30 protein-coding genes are annotated in these 24,095 nt (G+C 48.1%); 13 read left to right on the top strand and 17 right to left on the bottom strand.

Annotated elements, in window-relative coordinates:
- Positions 1 to 107: 107 nt before the first annotated feature.
- From KNP98_RS14045 to KNP98_RS14030, 4 genes are all read left to right on the top strand, one after another.
- A complete protein-coding gene (locus KNP98_RS14045) occupies positions 108 to 428 on the top strand; it encodes a PadR family transcriptional regulator (RefSeq protein ID WP_214812061.1) in 321 nt (106 codons plus the stop codon).
- A gap of 3 nt (positions 429 to 431) precedes the next feature.
- Complete coding sequence (locus tag KNP98_RS14040) at positions 432 to 1,190, top strand: hypothetical protein (protein WP_214812058.1); 759 nt, start codon at positions 432 to 434, stop codon at positions 1,188 to 1,190.
- A 127-nt stretch (positions 1,191 to 1,317) separates the two neighbouring features.
- Complete coding sequence (locus KNP98_RS14035) at positions 1,318 to 1,551, top strand: hypothetical protein (RefSeq protein WP_214812055.1); 234 nt, start codon at positions 1,318 to 1,320, stop codon at positions 1,549 to 1,551.
- A gap of 33 nt (positions 1,552 to 1,584) precedes the next feature.
- Entirely contained in the window at positions 1,585 to 1,950 is a 366-nt protein-coding gene (locus KNP98_RS14030) for a cupin domain-containing protein (RefSeq protein ID WP_214812052.1), read from the top strand.
- Positions 1,951 to 2,070: 120 nt separating this feature from the next.
- On the opposite strand, the gene KNP98_RS14025 is transcribed toward KNP98_RS14030, so the two are convergent.
- The 3 genes from KNP98_RS14025 to KNP98_RS14015 are packed head-to-tail and all read right to left on the bottom strand — an operon-like array spanning position 2,071 to position 4,533.
- Positions 2,071 to 2,709, bottom strand: a complete 639-nt coding sequence (locus tag KNP98_RS14025) for a histidine phosphatase family protein (protein WP_214812049.1) — start codon at positions 2,707 to 2,709, stop codon at positions 2,071 to 2,073.
- Positions 2,703 to 3,278, bottom strand: coding sequence for a GNAT family N-acetyltransferase (locus KNP98_RS14020; protein WP_214812046.1), 576 nt, complete (start codon positions 3,276 to 3,278; stop codon positions 2,703 to 2,705). Before KNP98_RS14020 ends, KNP98_RS14025 begins: the two co-directional genes overlap by 7 nt.
- 19 nt (positions 3,279 to 3,297) lie before the next feature.
- Positions 3,298 to 4,533 carry an MDR family MFS transporter gene (locus KNP98_RS14015; RefSeq protein ID WP_214812043.1) on the bottom strand — a complete coding sequence of 412 codons (1,236 nt, stop codon included), beginning with the start codon at positions 4,531 to 4,533 and terminating at the stop codon, positions 3,298 to 3,300.
- A gap of 103 nt (positions 4,534 to 4,636) precedes the next feature.
- Between KNP98_RS14015 and KNP98_RS14010 the strand changes: the two genes are divergently transcribed.
- Positions 4,637 to 6,262: an ABC transporter substrate-binding protein gene (locus KNP98_RS14010; protein ID WP_214765834.1), complete on the top strand. Its 1,626-nt coding sequence runs from the start codon at positions 4,637 to 4,639 to the stop codon at positions 6,260 to 6,262.
- 159 nt (positions 6,263 to 6,421) lie between these two features.
- Positions 6,422 to 7,582: a globin domain-containing protein gene (locus KNP98_RS14005; RefSeq protein WP_214812040.1), complete on the top strand. Its 1,161-nt coding sequence runs from the start codon at positions 6,422 to 6,424 to the stop codon at positions 7,580 to 7,582.
- A gap of 87 nt (positions 7,583 to 7,669) precedes the next feature.
- Here the strand turns inward: KNP98_RS14005 and KNP98_RS14000 are convergent, their stop codons facing one another.
- From KNP98_RS14000 to KNP98_RS13980, 5 genes are all read right to left on the bottom strand, one after another.
- Complete coding sequence (locus KNP98_RS14000; RefSeq protein ID WP_214812038.1) at positions 7,670 to 8,932, bottom strand: PTS ascorbate transporter subunit IIC; 1,263 nt, start codon at positions 8,930 to 8,932, stop codon at positions 7,670 to 7,672.
- 30 nt (positions 8,933 to 8,962) lie between these two features.
- Entirely contained in the window at positions 8,963 to 9,229 is a 267-nt protein-coding gene (locus KNP98_RS13995; RefSeq protein ID WP_088836979.1) for a PTS sugar transporter subunit IIB, read from the bottom strand.
- Entirely contained in the window at positions 9,226 to 11,253 is a 2,028-nt protein-coding gene (locus KNP98_RS13990) for a BglG family transcription antiterminator (protein WP_088836978.1), read from the bottom strand. Before KNP98_RS13990 ends, KNP98_RS13995 begins: the two co-directional genes overlap by 4 nt.
- Positions 11,254 to 11,516: 263 nt before the next feature.
- Entirely contained in the window at positions 11,517 to 12,020 is a 504-nt protein-coding gene (locus tag KNP98_RS13985; RefSeq protein ID WP_214812036.1) for a DNA topology modulation protein, read from the bottom strand.
- 248 nt (positions 12,021 to 12,268) lie between these two features.
- On the bottom strand, positions 12,269 to 13,471 hold the full coding sequence (locus tag KNP98_RS13980; protein ID WP_214812034.1) for an MFS transporter: 1,203 nt from the start codon (positions 13,469 to 13,471) through the stop codon (positions 12,269 to 12,271).
- A gap of 209 nt (positions 13,472 to 13,680) precedes the next feature.
- On the opposite strand from KNP98_RS13980, the gene KNP98_RS13975 reads away from it, so the two are divergent.
- The gene (locus KNP98_RS13975) at positions 13,681 to 13,983 is read left to right on the top strand and encodes a hypothetical protein (RefSeq protein WP_088836975.1); all 303 of its coding nucleotides are present in this window, start codon (positions 13,681 to 13,683) and stop codon (positions 13,981 to 13,983) included.
- A 338-nt stretch (positions 13,984 to 14,321) separates the two neighbouring features.
- Entirely contained in the window at positions 14,322 to 14,843 is a 522-nt protein-coding gene (locus tag KNP98_RS13970; protein ID WP_214812032.1) for a hypothetical protein, read from the top strand.
- Positions 14,844 to 14,946: 103 nt separating this feature from the next.
- Here the strand turns inward: KNP98_RS13970 and KNP98_RS13965 are convergent, their stop codons facing one another.
- Complete coding sequence (locus KNP98_RS13965; protein ID WP_214812030.1) at positions 14,947 to 15,711, bottom strand: SDR family NAD(P)-dependent oxidoreductase; 765 nt, start codon at positions 15,709 to 15,711, stop codon at positions 14,947 to 14,949.
- Between the two features lie 82 nt (positions 15,712 to 15,793).
- Here KNP98_RS13965 and KNP98_RS13960 point away from each other — a divergent pair, with 82 nt between their 5' ends.
- Positions 15,794 to 16,189, top strand: coding sequence for a MerR family transcriptional regulator (locus KNP98_RS13960; protein ID WP_214801576.1), 396 nt, complete (start codon positions 15,794 to 15,796; stop codon positions 16,187 to 16,189).
- Here KNP98_RS13960 and KNP98_RS13955 read toward each other — a convergent pair.
- The gene (locus KNP98_RS13955; protein WP_353048601.1) at positions 16,186 to 17,262 is read right to left on the bottom strand and encodes a threonine aldolase family protein; all 1,077 of its coding nucleotides are present in this window, start codon (positions 17,260 to 17,262) and stop codon (positions 16,186 to 16,188) included. The two genes, KNP98_RS13960 and KNP98_RS13955, sit on opposite strands and share 4 nt — an antisense overlap.
- Positions 17,263 to 17,389: 127 nt before the next feature.
- On the opposite strand from KNP98_RS13955, the gene KNP98_RS13950 reads away from it, so the two are divergent.
- Both KNP98_RS13950 and KNP98_RS13945 read left to right on the top strand, forming a co-directional pair.
- Positions 17,390 to 18,061 carry a hypothetical protein gene (locus KNP98_RS13950; protein WP_088836970.1) on the top strand — a complete coding sequence of 224 codons (672 nt, stop codon included), beginning with the start codon at positions 17,390 to 17,392 and terminating at the stop codon, positions 18,059 to 18,061.
- A gap of 201 nt (positions 18,062 to 18,262) precedes the next feature.
- Positions 18,263 to 18,559 (top strand): hypothetical protein, encoded by a 297-nt coding sequence (locus KNP98_RS13945; protein ID WP_088836969.1) that lies wholly within the window; start codon positions 18,263 to 18,265, stop codon positions 18,557 to 18,559.
- Positions 18,560 to 18,622: 63 nt separating this feature from the next.
- Here the strand turns inward: KNP98_RS13945 and KNP98_RS13940 are convergent, their stop codons facing one another.
- The 6 genes from KNP98_RS13940 to KNP98_RS13915 form a co-directional block, all read right to left on the bottom strand.
- Complete coding sequence (locus KNP98_RS13940) at positions 18,623 to 19,765, bottom strand: GGDEF domain-containing protein (RefSeq protein ID WP_214812025.1); 1,143 nt, start codon at positions 19,763 to 19,765, stop codon at positions 18,623 to 18,625.
- 109 nt (positions 19,766 to 19,874) lie between these two features.
- Entirely contained in the window at positions 19,875 to 20,123 is a 249-nt protein-coding gene (locus KNP98_RS13935; protein ID WP_088836968.1) for a phage holin, read from the bottom strand.
- On the bottom strand, positions 20,120 to 20,782 hold the full coding sequence (locus tag KNP98_RS13930; protein WP_088836967.1) for a M15 family metallopeptidase: 663 nt from the start codon (positions 20,780 to 20,782) through the stop codon (positions 20,120 to 20,122). Before KNP98_RS13930 ends, KNP98_RS13935 begins: the two co-directional genes overlap by 4 nt.
- Positions 20,783 to 20,803: 21 nt before the next feature.
- A complete protein-coding gene (locus KNP98_RS13925; RefSeq protein ID WP_214812022.1) occupies positions 20,804 to 21,607 on the bottom strand; it encodes a helix-turn-helix domain-containing protein in 804 nt (267 codons plus the stop codon).
- A 145-nt stretch (positions 21,608 to 21,752) separates the two neighbouring features.
- Entirely contained in the window at positions 21,753 to 21,953 is a 201-nt protein-coding gene (locus tag KNP98_RS13920) for a hypothetical protein (protein WP_214812019.1), read from the bottom strand.
- Positions 21,954 to 21,968: 15 nt separating this feature from the next.
- Positions 21,969 to 22,148, bottom strand: a complete 180-nt coding sequence (locus KNP98_RS13915) for a hypothetical protein (protein ID WP_088836964.1) — start codon at positions 22,146 to 22,148, stop codon at positions 21,969 to 21,971.
- A 179-nt stretch (positions 22,149 to 22,327) separates the two neighbouring features.
- On the opposite strand from KNP98_RS13915, the gene KNP98_RS13910 reads away from it, so the two are divergent.
- Together KNP98_RS13910 and KNP98_RS13905 are read left to right on the top strand one after the other, a co-directional pair.
- Positions 22,328 to 23,440, top strand: coding sequence for a GGDEF domain-containing protein (locus KNP98_RS13910; RefSeq protein WP_214812014.1), 1,113 nt, complete (start codon positions 22,328 to 22,330; stop codon positions 23,438 to 23,440).
- A 13-nt stretch (positions 23,441 to 23,453) separates the two neighbouring features.
- Positions 23,454 to 23,711, top strand: coding sequence for a hypothetical protein (locus tag KNP98_RS13905; RefSeq protein WP_214812012.1), 258 nt, complete (start codon positions 23,454 to 23,456; stop codon positions 23,709 to 23,711).
- A 77-nt stretch (positions 23,712 to 23,788) separates the two neighbouring features.
- On the opposite strand, the gene KNP98_RS13900 is transcribed toward KNP98_RS13905, so the two are convergent.
- Positions 23,789 to 23,980 carry a hypothetical protein gene (locus KNP98_RS13900; protein WP_214812010.1) on the bottom strand — a complete coding sequence of 64 codons (192 nt, stop codon included), beginning with the start codon at positions 23,978 to 23,980 and terminating at the stop codon, positions 23,789 to 23,791.
- Positions 23,981 to 24,095: the final 115 nt, after the last annotated feature.

Genomic DNA, 24,095 nt, shown 5'->3' with positions numbered 1-24,095 from the left:
TTTTTTTCAATTATCAGGAAAATTTAATTCACTACCTTGTATTACATGTTATTGAATGATAGGCTATAGTTACCTTGCAATACATGATAGCGAAACGAGGAATACTGATGTCATCTACTCAAATGTTAAAAGGCATTCTCGACGGTTGTTTACTTGCGTTGATCGCGGAAGAAGAGGTCTACGGTTATGAACTGGCAACGAAGCTTGCGACCTACGGCTTTGCTGACGTCAGTGAAGGAACGATTTATCCGTTATTGATGCGGATGCAAAAATTGGGTTGGATTGAAGCAACGCAACGCCAGTCTCCGAGCGGACCAAAACGAAAGTATTATGCCATTACTTCAGCAGGACGCGACGAACTGACAGCTTTCTCGGCACGTTGGGAGAGACTCTCGACAAGCGTCAACCAGATTTTAAAGGAGGAATGATGGATGCATCCCTTATCCACTGAATCAACTCGTTTTTTAGACGACTTAAAGATCTATTTGTTAGCTTCCGGAAAAAATGAACAGGCGACGCAAGACATCGTCAGCGAACTCGAGGATCACTTGCGCGACGCTGAGACGGACGGCAAATCGGTCAAATCCATTACCGGCGATAGTCCGGCTGCTTACATCCAGTCGATTTCGAACGAACTGGCCTTTGATTGGAAAGGATTGTGGCAAATCTTCGGGCTGGTGTTAGTAGGTGGATCCAGTTTTTCGTTTTTCCAACAGCTCTCTAAGGGTGCCGTCTCCTACAGCGCCATTCTGTTATCGAGTTTTGCGAGCGCAGTTGCATTACTCATCGTCTGCCTCGCGCTGATCTTGCGGTACCTGTCGACGCATACGGTCAGTCCTGTCCGTCAAAAGGTGTTGTCCGGACTGTTCGGCGGCTTATTTTCAGTCAGTATCTTGGTGATCGTTTTTGCCGACCGCTTCATCGATTCACCGACCGTGACGTTTTCGCTCCCTGTCAGTTATGCGATCGGGTTGCTTTATCTCGTCGTCATCATATGGTTATCCATCTCGTCAGGGACATGGGTCATCGCTATCGGACTTACTGCCTATTTTTTACCGCAATTTGTTTTACATCAGACTGGAGTCAATGGATTAATCGTCATTTTGAGCAGTTATCTCATTTCGATGATCAGTATGAATCTTTACTTTTTCTTACCGATGCTGCTAGTGAAACGACAGATGCAGAAGTGATTTAGTTCGAAAAATGCATAGAATCCGCTACAAACGAGTATTGCTATGAGTTAGCGATTTTCATTTGGTATTTAATGACATTTTCAAGTAGAATGAATTAAACACACTGGGATCGAGGCTACCTTTTATGAATATTAAGATGCTGATTCTCGTCTTCCTCATTGTCTATCTAGCACTTAGCCTGCCGGCACTGTTCGGGATTGGACTTGTCATCGACTGGGTCCCTGAAGCGACCTTACTTCAAAAAATCAACGGTTACGTCCTCATTGGATTAACGGATAACTACTTATTCAAATGCGTCATGGCAGGGCTGATTAGCATCGTCCTGCAACTGGTTATGTTTAAACGACAGCGAAATTAAATCAGGTAGCAAACAATGCATCGGGGGAATTATATGAAACTTTATCGATTCACAAAAGAGACCGGGAAAAAAATCACAAAATTCGACTCTGATTTTGTAATGTCGCGGATCACGCTGACAGAGAAACCCGTTCATATAGGGTGTGTCCATTTAGAGGTGGACGGGGTAATCGTTTATCATCAAGCGGTTGTTCCCCAGCTGCTTTTAATTGTGAACGGGGAAGGCTTGGTTAGAGGTGAAGACGATACATCCGTTAAAGTCCAGAGCGGTGATGCCGTGTTTTGGGATAGCGGCGAATGGCACGAAACCAGAACTGACAGCGGATTGACTGCAATCGTTATCGAAAGCGAAGAGTTGATCACGTCTTCCTTGACCCCGTTAGAGCGATTACAGGTATGAAACAAACATGAGTATTGATTAAAAGAAGGCTGTCTGACAGGGAGAAAAAAGTTCCACTTCCCCTCCGTCAAACAGCCCTATTTATTAAAATTCACTTTCTTCAATGCCGATTTTTTCGAATTAACGTTCCATAAACTGTTCCTGCACCTGTTGGATATGACTTATATCTGCTTCTAGCACAATTTTAAGCTGATCCTCAACGCATTCAATAATCGTCAAGGATGTATCCTTTATGAATGGAGGTGTTGACCATAACTTTTCTAGCGGTTGCTTTTTTAAAGTAGCCAACAACATTTTAATGACGACTGTGTGCGTGACAACCAGAACATCGCCTGTTTGATGTCGACTTTTCAGTTTTTCAAAAAACGCGAGTAGACGCTGTTTTAACGCAAAGAAGTTTTCACCTGTTTCTGATGTATACAGATGTGGCGCATTCCAAAAGTTGAAATAGGCTTGCGGATAGTTCTCACTTAACACCTGTCTGTTTTGCCCTTCCCAGTCCCCAAAATGTATCTCTTTTAAATCCTCCTCGATCACAAACGGACACGTCCGTCCCTGCATCATCAATCGAGCCGTACATAAACTTCTTTCACTCGGACTGGAATAGACCGTTTGAAATGCGATAGACTTCAGCCTTTCACCTAACTGACAGGCATTTCTTTTTCCTTTTTCAGTTAACGGTGAATCCGACCAGCCTTGCAGCTTCTGTTCTATGTTCCATTCGGTTTCGCCATGCCGCGTCAGATAAATCGTCAGCATGTTAGATCCTCCGGTACGTTTCGCTTGCGTTCCGCTTCATACCGCTCCCGCGTCCATTGATACAATCGGCTCGTCACCGTCCGCCCGTCAATTCGCTCCATGACGAACGGTCGGTCGAGCACGTGGCGGAAGCCCATCTTTTCGATGACACGTTGCGATTGTCCGTTAAAATCAAAATGGGCAGACCAGACGATCTCCATCTCAAGCTCCACAAAAGCGACAGCAAGTGCCGCGTCGACGATTTCCGGCATCCGTCCCTGTCCCCAGTAATCAGAGTGCAGGACGAATCCGAACTCGACTTGTTTTTTGCTAGCCAGTGCCTCGACCGGCCGGCGCGTATGCATCCCGAAGCTGCCGATGACGTGGTCCGTCGCCCGGTCGACGATTGCATAACCATCATTCGCTTCTTGAAACATCGTAATGACGGCGCGGCTTTCGTCGATGGACGCGTGCGGTGCCCAGCCCGCATTCGGTCCGACACGCGGATCTTTCGCATAGGCATATAAATCTTCAGCGTCACTCATGCGCCAGCGTCGTAACCGGTGCCGCTTCGTTGTCAATTCCTCCATTTTATCCACTCCTTTTTGATTACGAGACGTTTCGTTTCGTCTCGACGACTTCTTTCATGTAAAGACCCGAATACGCTAAGACCAATCCGAGGAAGACGATCAATCCGATATAGACACTCATCATGAACGGGGCTAGGACCGCTCCGAGGATGATCGTCGAGCGTGAAATCAAGTCGGCCCCGGCGTGGGACGTCCCGGCGAACGCCGAGTAGGCGCCCCGTTTATCTTCCGGCATCATGTTCGCTTTTTCAGCGTTTAACGTCGGGGAGTACAACAATTCCCCAATCGTCGCGATGAAGATGAACGTCAACAGGACGGTCATCGAATTCGCACTCGTGACGGTCATGTAGCCGATCAGGTATAACGTTAGTCCGGCGACAAGCGTCTTCCGGTTAGAAAATCGGTTCGCAAGCCGTTGGATGAAAAACGTCAGACAGACGACGAGAATCGTATTCTCGATGCTGATTAGACTGACCATCCGGACGCCGTTGACGAGGAGGTTGCCGACTTCGACCGTCTTGAACTCGTCCGCCAGCCGGACGGCGACGTAACTGCCCATCGAAAATTCGGCGGCGAGGATACACATCGAACCGAGCACGACCTTGACGAACGGGCGGTCGCGCCAGGCGATCCGGTAACTGTTCGTGATGTCGGTCAGGACGGACCGGAACGGCTGCTTCCGCCAGACGTGTTTCGATTCGTCGAGCAGGAAGTGATACGCGACCGGCAAGAGGAGCGACGTACACGTCAATAAGCTGAACAGGAACAGTCGGTTGCTGACGTAGAGCCAGCCTCCGAGTGCCGTCCCGAGTGCAATCGAGAGATTGATCAACCAGTAATCGATCGCATAGACCGCCCGCCGATTGTCCGGCGTCGTCGCGTCAATGATGATCGCCCCCATCGCCGGTCGCCCGATGTTACTCGTGACGGTAAAGATGGCGTAGGCAATCGTGAAGGCAATCATCTGATTGACGGCAAGACTGATCGTCATCGCAAGGAACATCAAGCCGGTCGCTGTCGTCGAGAGGACGAGCAGCCGTTTTCTCGGGAAGCGGTCGGCGAGGTAACCGCCGATCAATCCGATGAAGAAACTTAAAAAAACAGTGCTGATTAAAAACAATCCGGCGACGACAGCATTAAACGCGTCGACGAACAATAAGGCCATAAACGGCATGATAGCGAATGACACCGTCCGGTTAAAAAAGGATGTTACGAGTCTGACTTTAATTGGTTTAGGTATATCTTTCCATTTCATATTGTCACCTTCCATTCTCTACCTGTATGATAAACAAGACAGATTGATTGAAAAATGGACATCTTCATAAATTAATGTCCCCTTTTAAAGGAAGGAGCAACTGATGGAAACGTATCTCTTTACGTTATGGAAAACCTGTCGCGACGGACACTATACGATCCAGCACCTCGCCGATACGGTTCATTTGAGTCCGAAACAATTCAAACGTTATTTGAAGCGCTGGCAAGACGACGGTTGGCTTGATTATACGAGTGGTCAAGGGCGGGGACATTTGTCGGAGCTCGTCTGGTTGCGGCACGTCGAGCGCGAACTGGCCCGTCAGCTGCTCGAACGGATCGACCGGGAATCGATTGACGCCGTGACGGAACAGCTCAGTTGGGACTGGTCCCCTGCTCAGACCGGGCGGTTCATGCGGCGGCTCGAACAAAAATTTGGTTATGTCCAAACGGCATCCGACGCTTTACTCATTCCGCGGAAACGCCCCTTCTTGACGGCACATCCGCTCGAAGCAGCCGATATCCATAGTGCCCACCTGGTCCAAAATGTCTTTAACCGCTTGTTTTGGATTGATGAAGACGGTCTGCTTAAAGGGGAACTTGCCCATCACTATGCTTGGCAAGGCAACACCTTGTCGCTTTATTTACGAAAAGACGTCCGCTTCCACGACGGTTCACTGATGACGAGTAAAGATGTCACAAAAAGTTTACGGGAACTGATCGCCTTTCCTGCTTACGCCTGGTCGTATCGCCACATTGAACAGATTAAATCGAACGGACCGTACCGGGTCGACCTGATCCTTGACCAGCAACGGAACTCGATTTTACCGAAGCTTGCGACACTTCACACGAGCGTTCATAAAGAAGGAATCGGGACCGGTCCGTTTCAACTGACGCAACAGGATGATAAAAAAACCGTCTTACAGGCGTTCGCGAATTTTTACGGTGTCCGTGCGTTACTCGACCGAATCGAGTTCATCCAGATGCCGGACGCCTACGATCCGGTTTACCGGACGTCGTTATCGGAATCGAGCGCAACCGGGACGATTGCCACCCAGTCCGGATTCGGCTTGATTTTCTTGAATCCCCGTCCGGGCGGCGCCTTCGAAAGCGTGGAGGCGCGGCACTACATCCACCGCTTGATTGCTTCCGTCCGCCCCTTCATCACCGAGTGCAACGAGCGCGGTACACCGAACGTCCGTGGGTTTCTCGGCGAGTTTAGTCAAGAATATGTTGTTCCCGATGGACCACCCGTCACGTTCGACCGGCCGATCCGGATCAAACTGACGGACTTTACGGAAAACGTGACGTACTGGTTATGTGAGATGTTCGACCGCCAACGCATTCCTTATGAATTCGTTCCGGTCGGATTCAAAGAAAGTATCACCAACCTGCACGCTTTCGCCGACATCGATCTCGCGATCCACGCGGAAGTGTTCGAGCGCAACTTGACGGTCGCGTTCCATCAGTTCTTAACAAATGAATATTCTCCGCCGGCCAAGCTGTACCGCCAGATGCCGGAGATGGAACGGCGTATCCAACAGTACGACGACACGCCGTTCGAAGACTGGATGCCGCTCCACCAGTCGTTCGAGCGCTACGTCATCGACGCCTCCTATTTCATCCCGCTGTTTGATGATACGCGGCTGATTCCTTATCCGATCGAGCTGCAGAACCTCGTCATCGATTCGTTCGGTTACCTTGATTTCTCAAAACTTTGGATTCCGACTTGACCGCTGACACTAGTCAGTGGTTTTTGTCCGTTTCTTGACGAATCGATGGCACATTTGTGACAAGATTCACTTTCTTTTTTAATCTAGTATTTAATATGTTGTATTTACGGGCGAAAGCTCTAATACTGTGGGAGAATGAACTGAAAAGGAAGTGGTCTTATGTTAAACGCAACAACGATTCAACTCATCAAGTCAACTGTCCCTGTTCTCGCGGAACACGGACCAGCGATCACCCGTGTCTTTTATCAACGTTTATTTGAACGGCACCCGGAGATGACGCACATCTTTAATCAGACGAACCAAAAAACAAACCGTCAGTCGCAAGCCCTCGCTCACGCCGTCTATGCGGCAGCTGCGAACATCGATCAACTCGACGTCTTAAAACCAACGCTCCTGCCCGTCCTACATAAACACCGGAGCCTGCAAATCAAACCGGAGATGTACCCGATCGTCGGGACAGAACTGTTGCGCGCGATTGAAGAAGTCCTAGGTGACGCCGCAACTCCGGCAATCATCGACGCGTGGGGACTCGCCTATCAGGAAATCGCTGATTTGTTCATGACGCTTGAAGCCGAACTTTATGCACAAGACGAACAGGCAAAAGGCTTCACTGGATATCAGACCTTCACGGTGACGGCAATCACGCAGGAAGCGTCGGACATCAAATCGTTTACCTTGCAGCCAACACATGCCTTGACGTTACCGGCCTTTACACCGGGACAATACGTGACGCTCCGAATCAAAACGCCGGCAGGACTGTGGCAAAACCGGCAGTACAGCTTAATCAATCGCCCTGGTGATGCGTTTTACACGATTGCCGTCAAACGCGACGGAAGCGTGTCGAAGCAATTGCATGACGCAACAAACATCGGCGATACGGTCCTGCTCAGTGCACCGGCTGGCAATTTTGCGTTACCGGCTGGTCAAGCACCCGTCGTCCTGTTCGCTGGCGGGATTGGTCTGACACCCTTGCTCGCGATTGCCGATGCAGCACTTGCGGCAAGTCGGTCCGTCACGCTCTACGTCGCGATTCAAGATGACCGCGACCGCGCCTTTTCGACGCGTCTCGCAAGCCTGGAAACAGCCGGTGCAACGGTCATCCGTTATGCGGAACGGCATCCGCAAACAGGGACGACTTCCGGTCGATTGACGGAAGAAGTCATTCAAAACGTCGACAAGTCTGCGATCGCCTTCGTCTGCGGACCGGAAGCGATGATTCGGTTCGTCGCGTCGAACTGGCAAGGAGCGACGGAGCAACTGCATTACGAAGTATTCGGACCAGTGCTTGCGTTTGAGGCGGAAGCGGTTGGAGCGAAATAACGCTATGATTGGTTAAATTACAAAAAGCCTTATTTCCGTTTGGAAATAAGGCTTTTTGAAGTAATCGTATGAACCCTTCAACCTAACTTAACTAAACAATGAAACAATCCAACTGATGATGATACCGACTATCGCAAAATCGGAGTCGCCAAACGTCGTCCCTTCAAATCCTAAGTTACCGAGCAACGGAAGAAGAAGCGCTGGGAGAAAACTGATTAAAACTCCGTTCGCAAACGAACCGAGCATCGCTCCTCTTCGCCCACCTGTCGCGTTTCCGAAGACCCCTGCTGCCGCTCCAGTAAAGAAGTGTGGTACGAGTCCGGGGACAATAATTGCTAATCCAAATAAAGGCAAGAAGAACATCGAGATTAAACCAGCCGCGAAACTAATCAAGAAACCGATGATGACGGCATTTGGCGCAAACGGAAACACCGTCGGACAATCAAGTGCCGGCTTCGCATTCGGTACCATTTTATCCGCAATTCCTTTAAAAGCTGGCACGATTTCTGAAATCAACATCCGAACGCCTGCAAGGACGATATAAACTCCCGCTGCAAAGGTAATGGCTTGAATGATTGAAAATACAATATAATTCGATCCGTCAGACAGTTCTGATTCGATGAATGATGGTCCGGCAAACAAGGCAACGACGACAAACAACAGTGTCATTGTCAACGAGACGGCAACGGACGTATCTCGTAAAAAACCGAGTTGCTTCGGTACTTTTATTTGCTCTGTCGAGTGTTCCTTATTCCCAAAATATTTTCCGATCGTTCCCGAGATGAAGTATCCGAACGAACCAAAATGTCCTACTGCAAAATCATCTGACCCTGTAATTTCGCGGACGTATGGTTGGATGAGCGCTGGAAATAAAACCATACATAACCCGAGTAAAATTGAACCTACGATAACTAAAACTGCTCCACTCAAACCTGATACGGAGAGAATCGCTGCCAGTAAGCTTGCCATGAACAACGTATGGTGACCTGTCAAAAAAATGTACTTGAACGGTGTGAATCTTGCTAAAACGATATTCATGACCATCCCGAAAACCATAATCATCGCTGTCTCGACACCAAAGGCATCTTGCGCTACCGCGACGATTGCTTCATTGTTCGGAATGACACCGCGAATACTGAACGCCTCGTCAAACATTTTACTGAAGATACCAAGAGCGGCAATAATGACACCAGCCCCTGCTCCGATGATGACGAAGCCCATGATTGTTTTTAATGTCCCTGAAACAACTGTAGCGATATCTTTCTTTTGGAGCAATAAACCAATCAAAGCAAACAATCCGAGTAAGATGGCAGGTGTCCCAAGTATATCCCGCATAATTAAATCAAGCATGTCAAAATCCCCCCTCGCCTTGATGATTGCTTACAGTTTCGTGCTAAGTTGTTCTTTAATATCTTCGATGTTCATGACATTTTCAAGAGCTACGATTTCCCGGTTTCCATCATCGAGCGCTCCAATGATGTCTTTTGCGCCTAAATAAATATCGGCTTGTTCAGTTCGTGCTGTTGATAAGTCCGTATGCGACACATCTGCCTCTTTCCCCATCTGGTCGAGTGCTTTCTTAACGTTTAACTCCATGATGAAGCTTGACCCTAACCCATTCCCACATACTACTAAAATCTTTTTCATCGTTCTTCCTCCTCTGAATATTTATTAATGATAGTTAATACGTCTTCGGTCGATTGAGCTGCTAAAATATGAGCGACATCTGCCGAATTACTAAGCAACTCCGTCAATTGTGCGAGTGCCTTCAAATGCGTCGTCTGATCAATCGCAGCTAGCACAAAAAACAATCGAACCGGCTTGTTTCCAGGAAATTGCACCGGTTGTTCGAGCTTCAAAACACTCATTCCAAGTTTGGTGACACCGTCTTCCGGTCGAGCATGCGGAATAGCGACATCCGGCATCAACACGATATACGGTCCATGTATATGCACATTCTCAATCATCGTCTCAATGTAGGATTGATCGATCGAATAATCATTCACTAAAGGACGAGCCGCAAGACGCATTGCTTCTTCCCAGTCTGAGACACGCTCGTGCAGTTGCGTTCGTTTCTCACTAATCAGTTGATTCAGCATCGGTTGTCCCCCCTCATAAATCAAATTAGTTGGTTGAATCGGATGCAATAACATCCTTAATTTTTGACGTAAGACCGACTCATTACGAATCGTTCCATGTTGTTTAAACAAATCAAGAATGTCCTCTGCTTGAATGCTGGACAGATGACCGCGGTTCAAGTACCGTTGTTCAATCGTCCGTTTCAAGGTGATTTGTTCGAGACGCGTGGGTAATGTCGGAACAAGTGTGACATCAGCTAGCTGATGAACCCTGTCTTCGAGCGGTACTGTCGTAAAGATTAAATCGACGAGTGGTGCATACCGATCAATCTCACGTTGCGATGTCGGCGGCAGAAAGATAAACTCTGGAAATTGATTCTTTAAAATATGGTCGAGCATATGGGAGACGCTAATCCCACTCGGACAAACGACGATTGCTTTCATTTTTTCGTCTAAATTTTGACCTTGCCGATGCAAATGTGCAGCAAAGTGGAGCGTATAATACATCACTTCGATGTCAGGTAAAGTTCGTCCAAGTAATTGTCGGAACGGTTCGAGCGATCGTTCGACAAGGACATTCAAAACTTGATGTTCGTTTATGACGTAATGTTCTAATTCTTTTGAAGCCTCCAGCCCCGTATAGACACGTTGCATCGTCGCTTTTGAATGCAGGACCAGTTTTTCACATAAAGCTTCCTGTTCAATAATGAAGGTACAGCTGATTGACTCGAATCGACGGATGACTTCCCGCATGACATCAGACAATTTCTCTTGGACTTCTTGGTCAAGTTCTTCTTCCGTTTTCGGACCGCTTTTCATCAAGAGATCGAGTGTAATCATGAAGGAAGCATCACCTGCAAAATATTCGCCTAAAGTTGAATCCGTATTTTTTGTAAATGCCGTCTCCTGCGTGTCAAATTTAGTCGCGACCGGAAAATGTGCTCCTAATAAAATAAAGTAGGCTAATTTTTCACGATGGCTCTCGACAAACCGAAACTGACGGCTTGCTTCATACATTTCAATGTGTTGATACGCTTGTTGAAAGCGGTTCCCCCACTCATCAAGTATGGCGTCCAATAGGTGATTTTTAGTCGAGAGATGCACTAGGCGTTCAATCGACCGGTAGAGATAGAGGTACATTGTTTGCAAATGACCATTAAATCGATACCCCTCCTTGCGGGTGTACGCGAAATCTAAGCCAAATTGCACGGCGTTTTTTTTAACTGCGTTGAGACTTTCTTGAACTGTAAATTTCGAAACACCAAGTAGCTGTTGAAAATGTACCGATGATAGAAATTCTTCTTGGGTCAATGCATAGAAAATGACGAGCAATTCCCGTTCTTCATCCGATAAAATCAATTCTGTTTTTTCAAGTCTCTCAAGAAGTCCGGTCGCATGTTCAATCCGAAGCGTCGTCCCATCCATCTCCACATGGGGGAATCGATGATGCGTTAACCATTCTTGAATACGTTCTAGCTCATAATCCAGTGTTCGTTTAGAATAAGGCAGCATCGTCAATAAGAACGGGATGTTGACTTCCCTTTCGTGAACAAGCAGATGTAATATCCGCTTACTTTTTTCGTTTAATAACATAAGTAGTGGCCTCCTACAAACATAGTATAAAGGCAATCCGTCTCTTTTTTGTAAGCGGTTACGCCTGTCTTTTGTTTTAACACTTTACAAAAATCTGTTTCAAGTAAAACTACGCGCCGTAAGAGCCATAACTTAAAAAAGCCCTGTCCCGTTTGACAAAAGATGTCTCACGTTGCAAGGCTTCCTCGTTAACTATGTACGGAGTTAGTCACTAAACGCCATTTAGAACAGTCCGCTTTGTGAGTATCGCAAAACAAATCGTATCAAAGCTGATCTAAAAACGTCTGTACGTCGCGCTTCGATGATAAAATGACGACGTTTTTCTCATGTCGCACTTCGTCAAGCTGGCGTAAGACACCCGGTCGCCGCGCTTTCGGATACTGCCAGACCCACTTCAAGAACTGCCAGCTGAATTGTTCGATGCAGCCTTCCCCCATGTCCGGCCGTGTCCGGTTACGGTACTTCAGATTGCGTTTGATGACCCGGTACGCACAAACGATCCGTGGCATGTCGAGAAAGATGACCGTATCGGCGGCGTCAAGCCGCATCCCGAGCGTTCCCCCGTAGTTTCCGTCAAGGATCCATTCCGGTTGTTCCATCAACTGCCGTTGCACCTCTATTTGCTCGTCCCGCGGGACGGCAACCCAATTCGGTTTCCAGAACAACGCATCGAGATGTGACACCTTAATCCCGGTTTGTTCATACAATTGACGTCCGAACGTCGATTTCCCCGAACCGCCGGAACCGATGATGATGATTTTCTTCATGATTCTCCCCCTAAAATTTCGCATAAAAACAGACTGCCGGCTTACGGCAGTCCGTTCATTTCTTCAAATTATTCTACTTCAATTCGTCGCCATAACAGATTCAACAACACCGTCATCCCACTAATCGGAATTAAAAATAACAATGCTATCATCATCAGACCATCCATCGTCGCTATCCCCTTTTGTTCTTCTTTTATCAAGTATATTGCGAAAGAAAGCGGTTGCCCTCCACCTTAAGACCGATTTCCTTATCCTGCCTTGTCCTGACTGATATTACTAGCTGCGTGACATGACGTAAGCAGCATCAAGAATACGGCACCGACCAGTCCTGAACCGCCGAAGAACAGAAAAACGTGTTCGATTGACAGGAAGGTCGTCATATAACCGGATAAGACGTAACAGACCGCAGAACAAAGTGTCGAGACGGCGACCATCGCCGAGCGGACCCGTCCGAGCAGTAAATCCGGCGTTGTCTGCTGGAGCAGCGTCGAAAATGGAATCCCGAATAGACTGAGGGCAGCACCCAGTAAAAAGAGCGCGATGAAAGCGAGCGACACGGTATCCGTCCAGCTGAGGGTGATGATAAAGAGGCCTTGTAATAACACGGACAGCCGGAACAGTCGACCGAGGACGACTTGTTTCGCGAACCGGGCATAGAGCAGCGACATGAGAATGCCACCGATGACGAGGGCGAGCTCCAGTACCGAAAAGGTTTTTGCTCCGCCAGCGACGACGTCTTTCGCGAACGGCGCGAGTAACGTATTCGCGGGTGTAATCATCCAGTTGGCGATGACGGCGAATCCTAAGATTTGCATCAGTTGCCGGTCTTGTTTTAAGTACGTCAGTCCTTCCGTCAAGGCGTCGATGTACCGGTTCTGTTTCCCTTCTCCCCCGGGTGCAGCAGGCTTGATGGACAGGAGCAACAGCCATGCTGCGCCATGCAGGACGGCTTCCATCAGTAAAATCGTCTCGATGGAAAAGCTCGCAATCAGCACGCCGCCAATCAAGAGTCCGCTTAACGTCCCGATTCGGTCGAGTGTACTCAAGTAGGCATTCGCGACCGGTAGACGGTCTGCTTCGACAAGTCGGACCACGACTTTGAATGCCGTATTTCCGCCAATCGTCTGTAAAACCGTCTGAGCAATCAATAATGCAATCAACAGGACGATTGAACCGGAAAACAGTTGCAAGCCGATTGCTGTCAAAACTAATAATCCCGTCCGGACGGCAACCGTCCCCTTGAGTAAGCGGACCGGGTCGACACGATCAATCCACGGACCACTAAAGGTCGCGACGACGAACCGTGTCAAAAAGACGGCGCCAATCAACAGGGCAAGCTGAAATGCCGTCAACCGTTCTGCACTCGTCCAGTAGATGGCGATATAGGAAATGCTCGCACCGACGACGGCCAACAAATCAGACAGATAAAAATAGCGAAACACCTTAGGCACGTCGTTCCCTCCTTGATGAGATGTAACTCGATGCTTTATTTTACACTTATTTACATATCCTGTCGAAATGTTTTTTGACTTTTACAAATTCAAGACGGGGCGACATCTGGATGTCATCTAGAAGTCAAATTGTTATGTAGTTCTTACGGGACTGTAACGAGGTTTCACCATCCCTTCCTTTATACTGAAATAGAAGGAGGTGACGATCCATGAAAATGTACACACGTATCGATCCGAACGACGAAGCAACTGAAGTTCCATCAGAAACGCGGCTTGGTTTCTATTTTTTACTGATTGTTTTACCGCTTGGTTTAGCACACTTGGTTCAATCGCTCGTTCCTTCAACGGATCAACACCACTTGTTGTCGTTATCACTACTTACGTTTTTAGCAGTTCTGTTGTTTGCGATTCTCGGACATAAACATGATCGAAACGCAAAAGCGACGTTTTTCAGCTATGCCTTATTCCTAGGTGTCAGCCTACTTTCGACGCTTGCGATTCCAATCATTTAACTTTAAAAAAACGCCATTCCTAGTTTTAGGAATGGCGTTTTCAGACTGTGGAAAACGAGGAATTTATACGGGGAAACCAACGAAAAAAAGACGCTTTTTAGGAGGTATTGTCTAATATCATTTTGTCTTCATAGTCAAACACTGCTCCTCGTTTTGGGGATGGCGTTTAATCTGTTCATTAAGACATCATGGTTGCAACCGTTCATCGCTTTGAAAGCAGCGTAGCTCTATCTAAAAAAAATCGCTACAGCGACGAAAATACACTTTGATTTTGTTCAAATTGAGATATTACAATTAGTGGGATATTGATACATTCATAAGAAAGGATGCGCATCCTGTTGCATGAAAGTACTCTAAAAGAACTTAGGCCAAAAAAAATCGATTATATCGACAAGATGATGGTCAAGCGGTTTCAGGCCATTCCCATCGATAAAGACGACGAAAAAATTGTCAATGTAATGGACGACCCTTTCATACCGCCTTATGAGACGATTTGTGGCGTTTACTGCATCTATCGGCGATCCATCCTGGATGTATTGCGTGGGCGTATTATGTCGTTCGAAAGCTACGAATTCAAAACAGCATTTACTGCCGATAAATTAATTGAAGAACAGCATGTGGAAGATGTTCTCGATTTTGCAACATTTGTCGTGATCGCTTCCGCCGATAAGGAAGTGATGTCACATTACTTTATCGGCGGCGACTGCGAAAAACTCAACAGCATCTTAAACGTGTGCTCCGGTTATCCTAAAGGAACGAATGAAAAAACCTTTTCTCATGCGATTCAACGCTTCAAGAAGGATATTACGACAGTCGAAAACATGGGGTATCTGGAAAATATAGTGCACGAAAAGGCATAGGCATTTGACTGACTGTCAAATGTGAGTGTAAAACGAACCCGCTTCAACAATTAAACGCAAAAACAAGCCTCCGCATTAAAAGCGAAGGCTTGTTTTTTTACAATTAGTTCGAGTTCGCGCCACCGACGTACGTAAAGAGTGGTCCGCGTAGCTGGAAGGAATAATCTTCCGCATTGACGATTCCGACGATTGCGTCACTTTCGAGCAATTGATCGAGGAACGTCGCCATTTCTGCCGCTGTATGATACTGCGGGACGTTTTTGCTGTAGTCGAATCCTGCCTCCCCGCGTGAGCGATCGGCGAATTCGGTTTCCGTCGCTGCCGGTGCAAGAACTTTTGCCCGCAACTTCGCACCGGATTGTTGCAATTCCTGCGCGAGACCTTCTGTGTAGGCACTGACATAGAACTTCGTCGCACAATATGTGACCGCATTCGGAACGATCCGGTAGCCGCCGCCTGACGAGACGTTGAGGACCGTTGTCCCTTCGACGTCATGGTGGTCACGGACGTACAGACTCGTCAGGACCGTCAACGCTTCGATGTTCAAACGAAGCATCTTCTCGATTTTTCCGATTTCGATGTCTTTGACGTTGTCGAAGTCTCCGAATCCGGCGTTGTTGATCCACGTCTCGATTTCAAGGTGCTTGACGTCGTCATACAACTGATGCACGTTCGCCATCTCCGTCAAGTCGACTGAATGAAGGATGATATCAAGTTCCGGATAGGTCTTCAGTAAATCGTCCCGTAACGCTTCGAGCTGATCGTTCCGCCGGGCGACGAGGACAAGCGATTTTCCTTTTGCAGCGAGAACTTTCGCCGTTTCAAACCCAATCCCTGAACTTGCTCCTGTAATGACCGTATACTTCATCTGTTTTTCCCCATTTCGTTTTGGTATAGTGAGAGTCTACTCCTTCGAGTGAACTCTAAGTCAAGCAGAAAAGGTGATGTTGATGTATTCCATCTCAGAAGTCAGTCGATTGACTGATACGAGTGCCCACACGATTCGTTATTACGAAAAGGAAGGACTGCTGTTCCCGGACCGGACGGCAAGCGGCGTCCGGCAGTACGATGACAAGCACATCGACTGGCTCCGGTTCGTCCTCCGCCTGCGGGCGACACACATGCCGATTGACCAAATCCGGCAGTATGTCGTGTTGTTCCGCGCTTCTTCAGACGATCACGATACGACGCTTGATCGGCTCGCCCTGCTCGAACAGCACCAAGCCCTTGTCCGGGCGCAGCTTGCCGAATTACAACTGACGGAACAAATGATCACTGAAAAAATCAGCAGCTACCATCGCCTACATCCGTCCATTCCCGGGAAACAGCCTACTCAATCCCGTTAAGCTGAAAATTCTGCCGTCAAGCGGGTGATCAACTGTTCGAACGCCTCGTTTGAGACGGCGTCGAAGGCGTCACCGAAACTGATTTCCGTCGAACAGTATCCGTCGTGTTCGACGAGGTATCCGACGAGTCCAAGTCCAAGTTGATCCTGGATTCGCGTCAATCGTGCAGCGACGTCTGCCACTTCACCATTAAAGTGGAGGTGGAACATGTTTAAGACCGGAACGCGCGGTGTCGTGAAAATGTTGTCGATCGTGTTCAACCGCTCGGCGGCGTACTTTGCCTGCTCATAATAGTGCCCCATCCGGTCCTTGCGTTGCTCATAATAATAGTCGGACGAAATAACATAGGGATAGAGACTGATCAAGTCGCCGCCATAACGTCGTTTCCAAATCCGTGCTTCTGTCGTAAACGCCTTCGGGCCGGCAAGGATCGCACCAGCAATCCCGCCGAGCCCTTTATAAAATGATAAGTAGACGCTGTCGAACAAGCTGGCGACGTCGCTTGCCGGTTTGTCATAATACGGCAACAGTTCCAGCAAACGGGCACCGTCAAGATGAAGACGGATTCCCTGCTCCCGGCAGTAGGCGACAATCGCTTCTAACGCGCTGAATGATGGCGCGACACCACCGAGTTCGCGGTTCGGCAGTTCGAGTAGTAGGCAGGCGATTTCCGGTAAGGCTTTGATGTCGTCTAGCGTCATCATCTTGTCCCGTTCACCGACGAGGATCGGCTCGATCGGATGAAGCTGCCGTAAGCCATCCTGTTCATGCAGCTCTAAGTGACAAAGCGGGTGGTAGGCGACGTGCCGGTTGTCCCGGTCATCGGACCAAATCCGTAACGCGATTTGCTGCGCCATCGTCCCGCTCGGGAAAAAGACGGCCGATTCATGCCCGAGCAACGCCGCGATTTTTTGTTCGAAGTCGTTGATGACCGCCCCGTTCCCGTAAATGTCACTTCCCGTATCGTCAGCGACGTTCAGCAAGGCTTCTTTTAGGACACCGACGTTCCGCTTGCCGTGTCCACTGACCTGCTGCCGCGCTGCTTGAAAACTTCTTCGTAATTCTTCCATCACAAAAAGCCCCCTATTATTTTTGTAAATAATGACTATATTTTGAAAAAACAAATAACAGACTGTACTTCTTTTGCTATACTCTTCCTAAAGATTCATCCCATTCAGGTTGAGAGAAAGGAGTAAACTGGTGCCACAGTCATTTCGTTTAAAAGTTTTTTTGTACATCAGTCTGACGTGTTTCCTTGTTTTATTTGCCCAATCCGTCCTCCCGTCCGTATATTTTTCGGCCTTATCACTTTTACATAAAACAGCTGATTCTTCGTGCGTAGCGCGTTGCGGCAATCAAGGCGATTCGTCCATCATTTCCAGTATCGAATCGTTCAACGTCGACCGTGGTGCCGTCGTCGACATCGAATCGATCACGCCGGAAAAACCGCTCTTTCGGACGAGTTTCGACTCTTCCATTTCGGCTCCACCTTATATTCTCATCTTAATCGTTCTAAGCTTCGCGACGCTCGCCTTTTTTTATTATTATATCAAGATTTACCGACCAAACCGGTTCCAACTCGCGGGGTTCGATTATGAGCATCACGTCACCGTCATCATCCAGCCGGATCATGATGTATCTTCCGAGCTGATTCGCGAACATATTCAATTTTTTAATTTTCGGCTACCGAAACATTTACAACGTTATGGTCATGAAACAATCACGGAATGGTTCAAACGAATCGGTTTCCCTTCCCCCGTCGATCCAGGTTATTTCGAGGTCCGTTACGGCAACAAATGCCAACTCAAAGTTCATCAATTTACGTTTTTCAAGCAAGCGACCGATGATTTTTTACGTAAACAACACCTCTAAACATTAATTTAAACGAAGCAAGGCGTGAGCACGACTCCTGCCGCTTCGTTTTTTTAATTTCCCAATCCTCATCAATTTTCATTTTCTGTCGCTTTTCTGATATTTTCCGATAAAACTGGGTAATAACTACTATATAAGGCAAGCCGATATTTTTATTCAGGTTTGGACAGGTTTTTTCGCAAGAGAGCGAGGTGAAACGGGATGATTTCAGCACAGGAAGCATACTTTATTAAAAATGGATTGAATGAGCAATTTGAGGACCCCCGAATCGACTGCGACTTTTCTATTTTCTCGCTCGAACCATTCCAACTCCTGTTACACGTACATGATGCAGACATGGATGAACTGAGTACCGAGATTCGTTATGGGCTAAGTCGTAAAATCCGTTCACAGCTCCATCAACTCGATGCTAAACTGGGTGGAACACCGATCAACGTCGTGTTTGTGGTTTCTGCACCGTTAATCTCTGACAATTCGTACTGTGTGATTTTACATTGAATTCATTCAAAAAAGGCAACAGCTTCTGCGGAAGCTGTTGCCTTTTACGATTACGATCCATATTCAACTCGCATCGTGACGGACGAGCTGATTTTTCCCCGCTGCTTTTGCCGCATACAGTGCCATGTCGGCGCGATCAATTAAATGAATCTCCGTTAGCGCATCATCCGGCTGAACGGTTGCCATCCCTAAACTGACACTGACTTGGTACAGGGGCGCATACCGTTCATGGGGTAACTTCAAGTCGAGAATCCCTGTCCGAATCCGCTCGGCGACAAGCTCTCCTTGTGCCGATTGATCCGAGAGAACGACTGCAAATTCCTCACCGCCGTACCGGGCGACGTGTCCGAATGGTCCAGCCTGTTTCTTCAGGACACTCGCGACCTGTTTCAGACAAGCATCTCCTTGTAAGTGCCCATACGTATCGTTATAGAGTTTAAAGGCATCGACGTCGAGCAGGATGAGCGTCACTTCTGAAGCGGAAAGCCGCGCCTCTTCAAAGACACGCTCAAGGTGTTCGTCGAACGCCCGCCGGTTCGGGATCCCCGTCAAACTATCGTGCAGCGACCGGCGAATCAACGCACGTTTACTGCGTTCGAGCCGAAACGTCTGCAAAAAGGCGAACAAAATCAAGACGGCGACACTTAACACGATGACGATGACCCATTTTGCAGAGGATGAGGCCGCTTTTGACCGGTTCGTCGCTGCCATGACAATCTGTTCGATTTCAGCCCGGATTTTAATGTCGATCTGGCGAAATTGATTGATGTACGCCATGCCGTCATAACGATTCCGCTCGGCTTCGATCAGATTGTCTTGTTGAATATACGTAAGCTGCCGTTGATAAAAGGCATCGGTCTGTTGCAGGAGCGGCACCGCCTCCTCTTGTAAAATCCGGCGCATCGTCAGGTCAAGATCGTCGAGCTGCTCTAACGCTTCAAGCGACGCCTGCAGGTTCGCGCGCGTCGTCTGGAATTGTTCGAAGTCTTGCTGACGTCGTTCCAGGTAAAAGCTCCGCACCGTTAATTCTTGATCGAGTAGTAAAGGAAACAATTGGGATGCTGTATTCGAAATCGGAATCGCTTCTGCAAGAATCCGGTCGTTCTCCCGCTCGATATTAGAAAATGCAGTGTAACTCCAAATACTTGTAAACATCAATGAAAACAAAGCCGTCATTAAGAACCATTGCAATGCGGAAAATTTCACGTCCAGTCAGACCTCTCTCTTTATACGCTCTCGCAAGAATCGAGAACGATTCAATTCATCACCTCTTTATCGGCATCTCGACTTCAAAGTATTAGTCTTCATCGCACATTCAGTCCGTCGAAACACTGCGCTTGAGTTCGTCAAGCAACGTTTGCGCCTCTTTTGCGGCCCGGGTGACGTTATTGTTTTTCCACCAAGCGACGAGTGTACCCAAAATGCCGACGAGCGTCGTCACTGCGAGATCGACGGTTGTCTCTGCAAATGGTAACGGATCATACCCGCTCGCAAGAAGCGTCAAATTGACAATCGAATAGAGGGGGACGATCAGTCGCAAGGCTGCTGCATATCGCTCCGTCATCCGCGTCCCTCCTGAAACAAATGACGCCATGTCACAGGGCCAACGATTCCGTCGACTGTGATTTTCACCTGTCGCTGAAAGTCTTTGACGGCACGCGTCAGACCGTCATCAAACCGGCCGCTCGCCGGAAGACGTAACTTCATTTGAATCAAGCGAATCGTCTCCTTGTCCTGACTCCCTTTCGCTAGAGCACGTCCTAGATAAAGCGGGGCAAGGTGCGGCTTCTTCTTCCCGTTGACGGCGTCGAACAGTTGAAAGTGCGGATAATCCCGAAATGGTGTCCAGTCCCCGCCCCATTCCATCTGTCGCTGCTTCATCGCCGCGACAATCCGTGACAACCGTTTGTCCGGTGGTGCTAAAAATTCAGCGCGTGTTCCGTCAGATGAATAACAAAAGAGATCGACGGCGACACCGAAGTTATGATTCGACTGTCCCCCGCGCGCGTAGGTGACGATTTTTCCGGGGCGTGTCCGTCCTACAGCATACAAGGCATCCTGTTCCTGTTTCGTCCGGTAGCTTTGCGCGACGCCGACGTAAATCTGTTGCGGTGCGAGTTCTTTGATGACGCTCCGCGTGATCGTGACGACATCCGCGTCCATTCCCTTGACGGATAATTTCCGATCGGCGCGTTCGAGTAACCATGCTGTGCTGATAGTCATCTGTGTATCCTCCTTTATTTTTTAAATCAATTGGGCGAGCAAGTCCGTCAGTTCGGCTTCTTCCGGGACTGACGCCGTCCAAGCCGCTCGTCGCTTTTCTTCGAACAGCCGCTGCTCTGTCCGCTCCATTTCGACCCAAGCCGGTAATACGGCTGACGAACGGTGCTTCGTCGGCTTCGTCCTTGCCGGTCGTTCCGCCCGTCTCGATTCATGACGGTTGATTTGTTCACCTGACGTGATTTGGCGCGCATGTAACTGATCGATGACGGCTTTGACGTATTGCCACTTGCGGACATTCGCCGCTGCCGCTTGTTCGATTGCATGGACGACGACGTCATGACTCGTCTTTATCACGGCTTGCGCCAGTTGCTGTTTGATCCAAGGGGAGGTGCAGCCAATTTCCGCTTCGAACAACGCGAAGACGGAGGACGCCGTTGAGGATGGTTCTTTTTTTAAAGACTGTTTCTTCAAGACAGGTTCTTCGTCGTCACCTCGCGCCGCCCCGGTAGTCGGCTCCTGCTCCCCCGGTAGTCGTACCGCGTCCGGAACCGATCGGACGTGATATTCATTTGATGTTTGTCCCCCGTGTTGATTGAAGCGTTCCTCCTTTTCAATCAACCCTTTTTCAAGTAACGATGCAAGACACGCTTTGACGGTCGTCTTGCCGCACGGGACGGCGTCCGCAATCGTCTGGTGCGACGGAAAGGCACTCCCGGACGCCCCGGCATAACTTGCCAAAATCAAATAAATCATTTTTTCATGAACCGATGAAAACTGTTGTCCGTCGCGCAGGACACGGTGCTCGACTTGTAAATAAGGGTGCATCGCTCGTTCCTCCTTTGATATGCAAAGGAGGTTCGCCTCCTTTCTCTTAAGGATTAACAGGACCGTTTCGACAATTGTTCGAAAAAAAATAAAAAAAACGTGCGTCAGCTGATTAAAAAATCAGTGACACACGTTTCGTTAGTCTTCACTCGAACCAGAGACTAAACAATAAGGGCAGCAGTCCCGCGAGTAACACGGCCCCGATCGACGATGAGACGGTCGCGAACACGAACAGTCCTTTTGAGATTTGTTGCCGGCGGTAAGCGATTGACCCCGCTCGGATGATCGTAAAGAGCATCCCACCCGCAATTACAAATGAACCAATAAGAATGATGAGTTGTTCCAAGATACTACCTCCATGTTACTTAAATATCGTTAAGATAAACGGTAAAGCGAGCAGCACAATCGCTGTCGTGAAAACGATTTTGTAAGTCGCTTCCTGATCCGTGTTCCGCTTCTTTTTTTGTATGTAGACGACACCATAAATAATTGTGACGAGCATAATCAATATGGCGAGTAGTGAACCAAGTGTTGTACTCATCTGTCTCCCCCCTTTTTCAACTAGTATTACGAAAAGGAGGAAGAAAAGGTTTCAGGTTGAATTATATTGAATAAAATAATCTGGTGTATGAAAAATGTACATATCCAATGGTTATCTTTTATTGACAACTTTTGTCAAAGTGGTAATGTGAAAGTATCATGTGCAAGGATGTGAAAACCATGTTCATCGTCGAACTGCTCGTGAATGCCTGCATTGCCTTCACAGGGTTTTATATCATCTCGAAAATTATCCATTCCACCCATTTTGAATCTTATGTCGTCAAGTCAATCATCGTCGGCCTTTTGACTGGGGCACTAGGTGTTTTATTGATGTTCAAGGGAATCGCCGTCAATGAGACGCTTCGGATGGATTTGCGTCACCTCCCACTCGTCTTGCTCGCGTTTTACGGGGGGCGCTTCCCGCTCGTTATCGCAACACTGATCATTGCCTGTTCCCGCTTCTTGTTCGGGGTGACGGAACAAGCTATCGTCGGCTTCACCGCCGTCCTCTGCATCAGTTTCGGGATGCTTGCGCTTCACCGGAAACTGCTCAATCGGCCGTTTTTTCAAAATGTCTCGATGAACATCTGGGCATTATCAATGATCACCATCGCCGTCTTGATTAATTTAGGTTGGGGTCAACCTGCCCTCACCCTCCTGTTATCGACATGGACAATCGGTTTGGTAGTCGGTATTCTGTCCAGTCTGCTGACGCTCGATTTTCAACTGTTGAACCGGCAAGTCGACATTTATAAAAAGTCAGCCGAAGTCGATCATTTGACCGGTCTCTACAATCGCCGGGTTTGGGATACTCGGACGGCAGGACTTGAACAGGAAGGTCGGATTTACAATATTCTCGCGCTCGATATCGACCACTTTAAGCACGTCAATGATACATACGGGCATGGCAATGGTGACCTCGTCCTACAACAGTTCGCGAACATTCTGAAAGAAGAAACGCGTCCGCATGATTTTACGGCACGGATTGGCGGCGAGGAGTTCATGGTCTTAATCTATGATTTAGCACCGGAAAAAGCGACCAAAGTCGCAAACCGGATTCGTCAACGAATTGCTGCTGAGCACTTCCAAATCGATGGATTCCCGGCAATCGATGTGACGACATCGATCGGTGTCGCCCACGGGAAGAACATTCATATTCAGCGGATGAGTGTCATCGCCGACGAAGCGTTGTATACCGCTAAGCAGCAAGGGCGTAACCGGACGATTTTGTTGGATAGCGAAAGTGAACAACATGTCGCAGCAACTGCGAGCCGGGAGACGGTTCGCTCTTGATCGGAGGTAAAGTATGCAAGAGAAGAAACTTGATTTCATTACGACGGCAGAAGCGATTCTATTCGTCAGTTCACTGTTCATGTGGATTTACGTCGCCCATACCTTTGTTTTCATCGATTCCTTTGCCTCGTTGTTTTTCATGCAATCGTGGTGGCTTCTGTTACCAGTCATGACATTCCTGATGTTTTTGACATCGTTCATCAGTCGCCGGACAGAGTGGCGCTGGAGTAACCAGGAAACAAAAGAGCTGAACGAAAAAAGAAAAGCCTGACTGAGACAGAACAGGAGCACGAGCATGTCCGATTACTTTGGACGACGCTTGTGCTCCTTTTCGCATGCTTCGACAGACTAGTCGCGGGATTTATGTACTTTTCGATTAACGAAATATTCAATCGTTATCAAGACGAAAGCAACACCGATTAAGATGACGAACGCCAGCAAGGAATGGAGCAGCTTTTTATCGACAGTAACGTACATCGACAAGTAATAATTGATTGTGACAATCAATCCGAAGTAAATCAGGTAACGCATGTATTTCATAGTGGTTCCTCCATCTAGATTACGACTTGAACTACCTCCACCTACGCTTCGCTTAGAGGTGGAGGATTCCTGAGTGATCCGACCTAACGGTCGAAAATTGATCAGGCTAACCCCG

The organism is Exiguobacterium sp. s127 (assembly GCF_018618695.1).
Lineage (GTDB): Bacteria > Bacillota > Bacilli > Exiguobacteriales > Exiguobacteriaceae > Exiguobacterium_A > Exiguobacterium_A oxidotolerans.
Note: the sequence above shows the minus strand (reverse complement) of the source record. Positions and strands in the feature narration are given on the sequence as shown.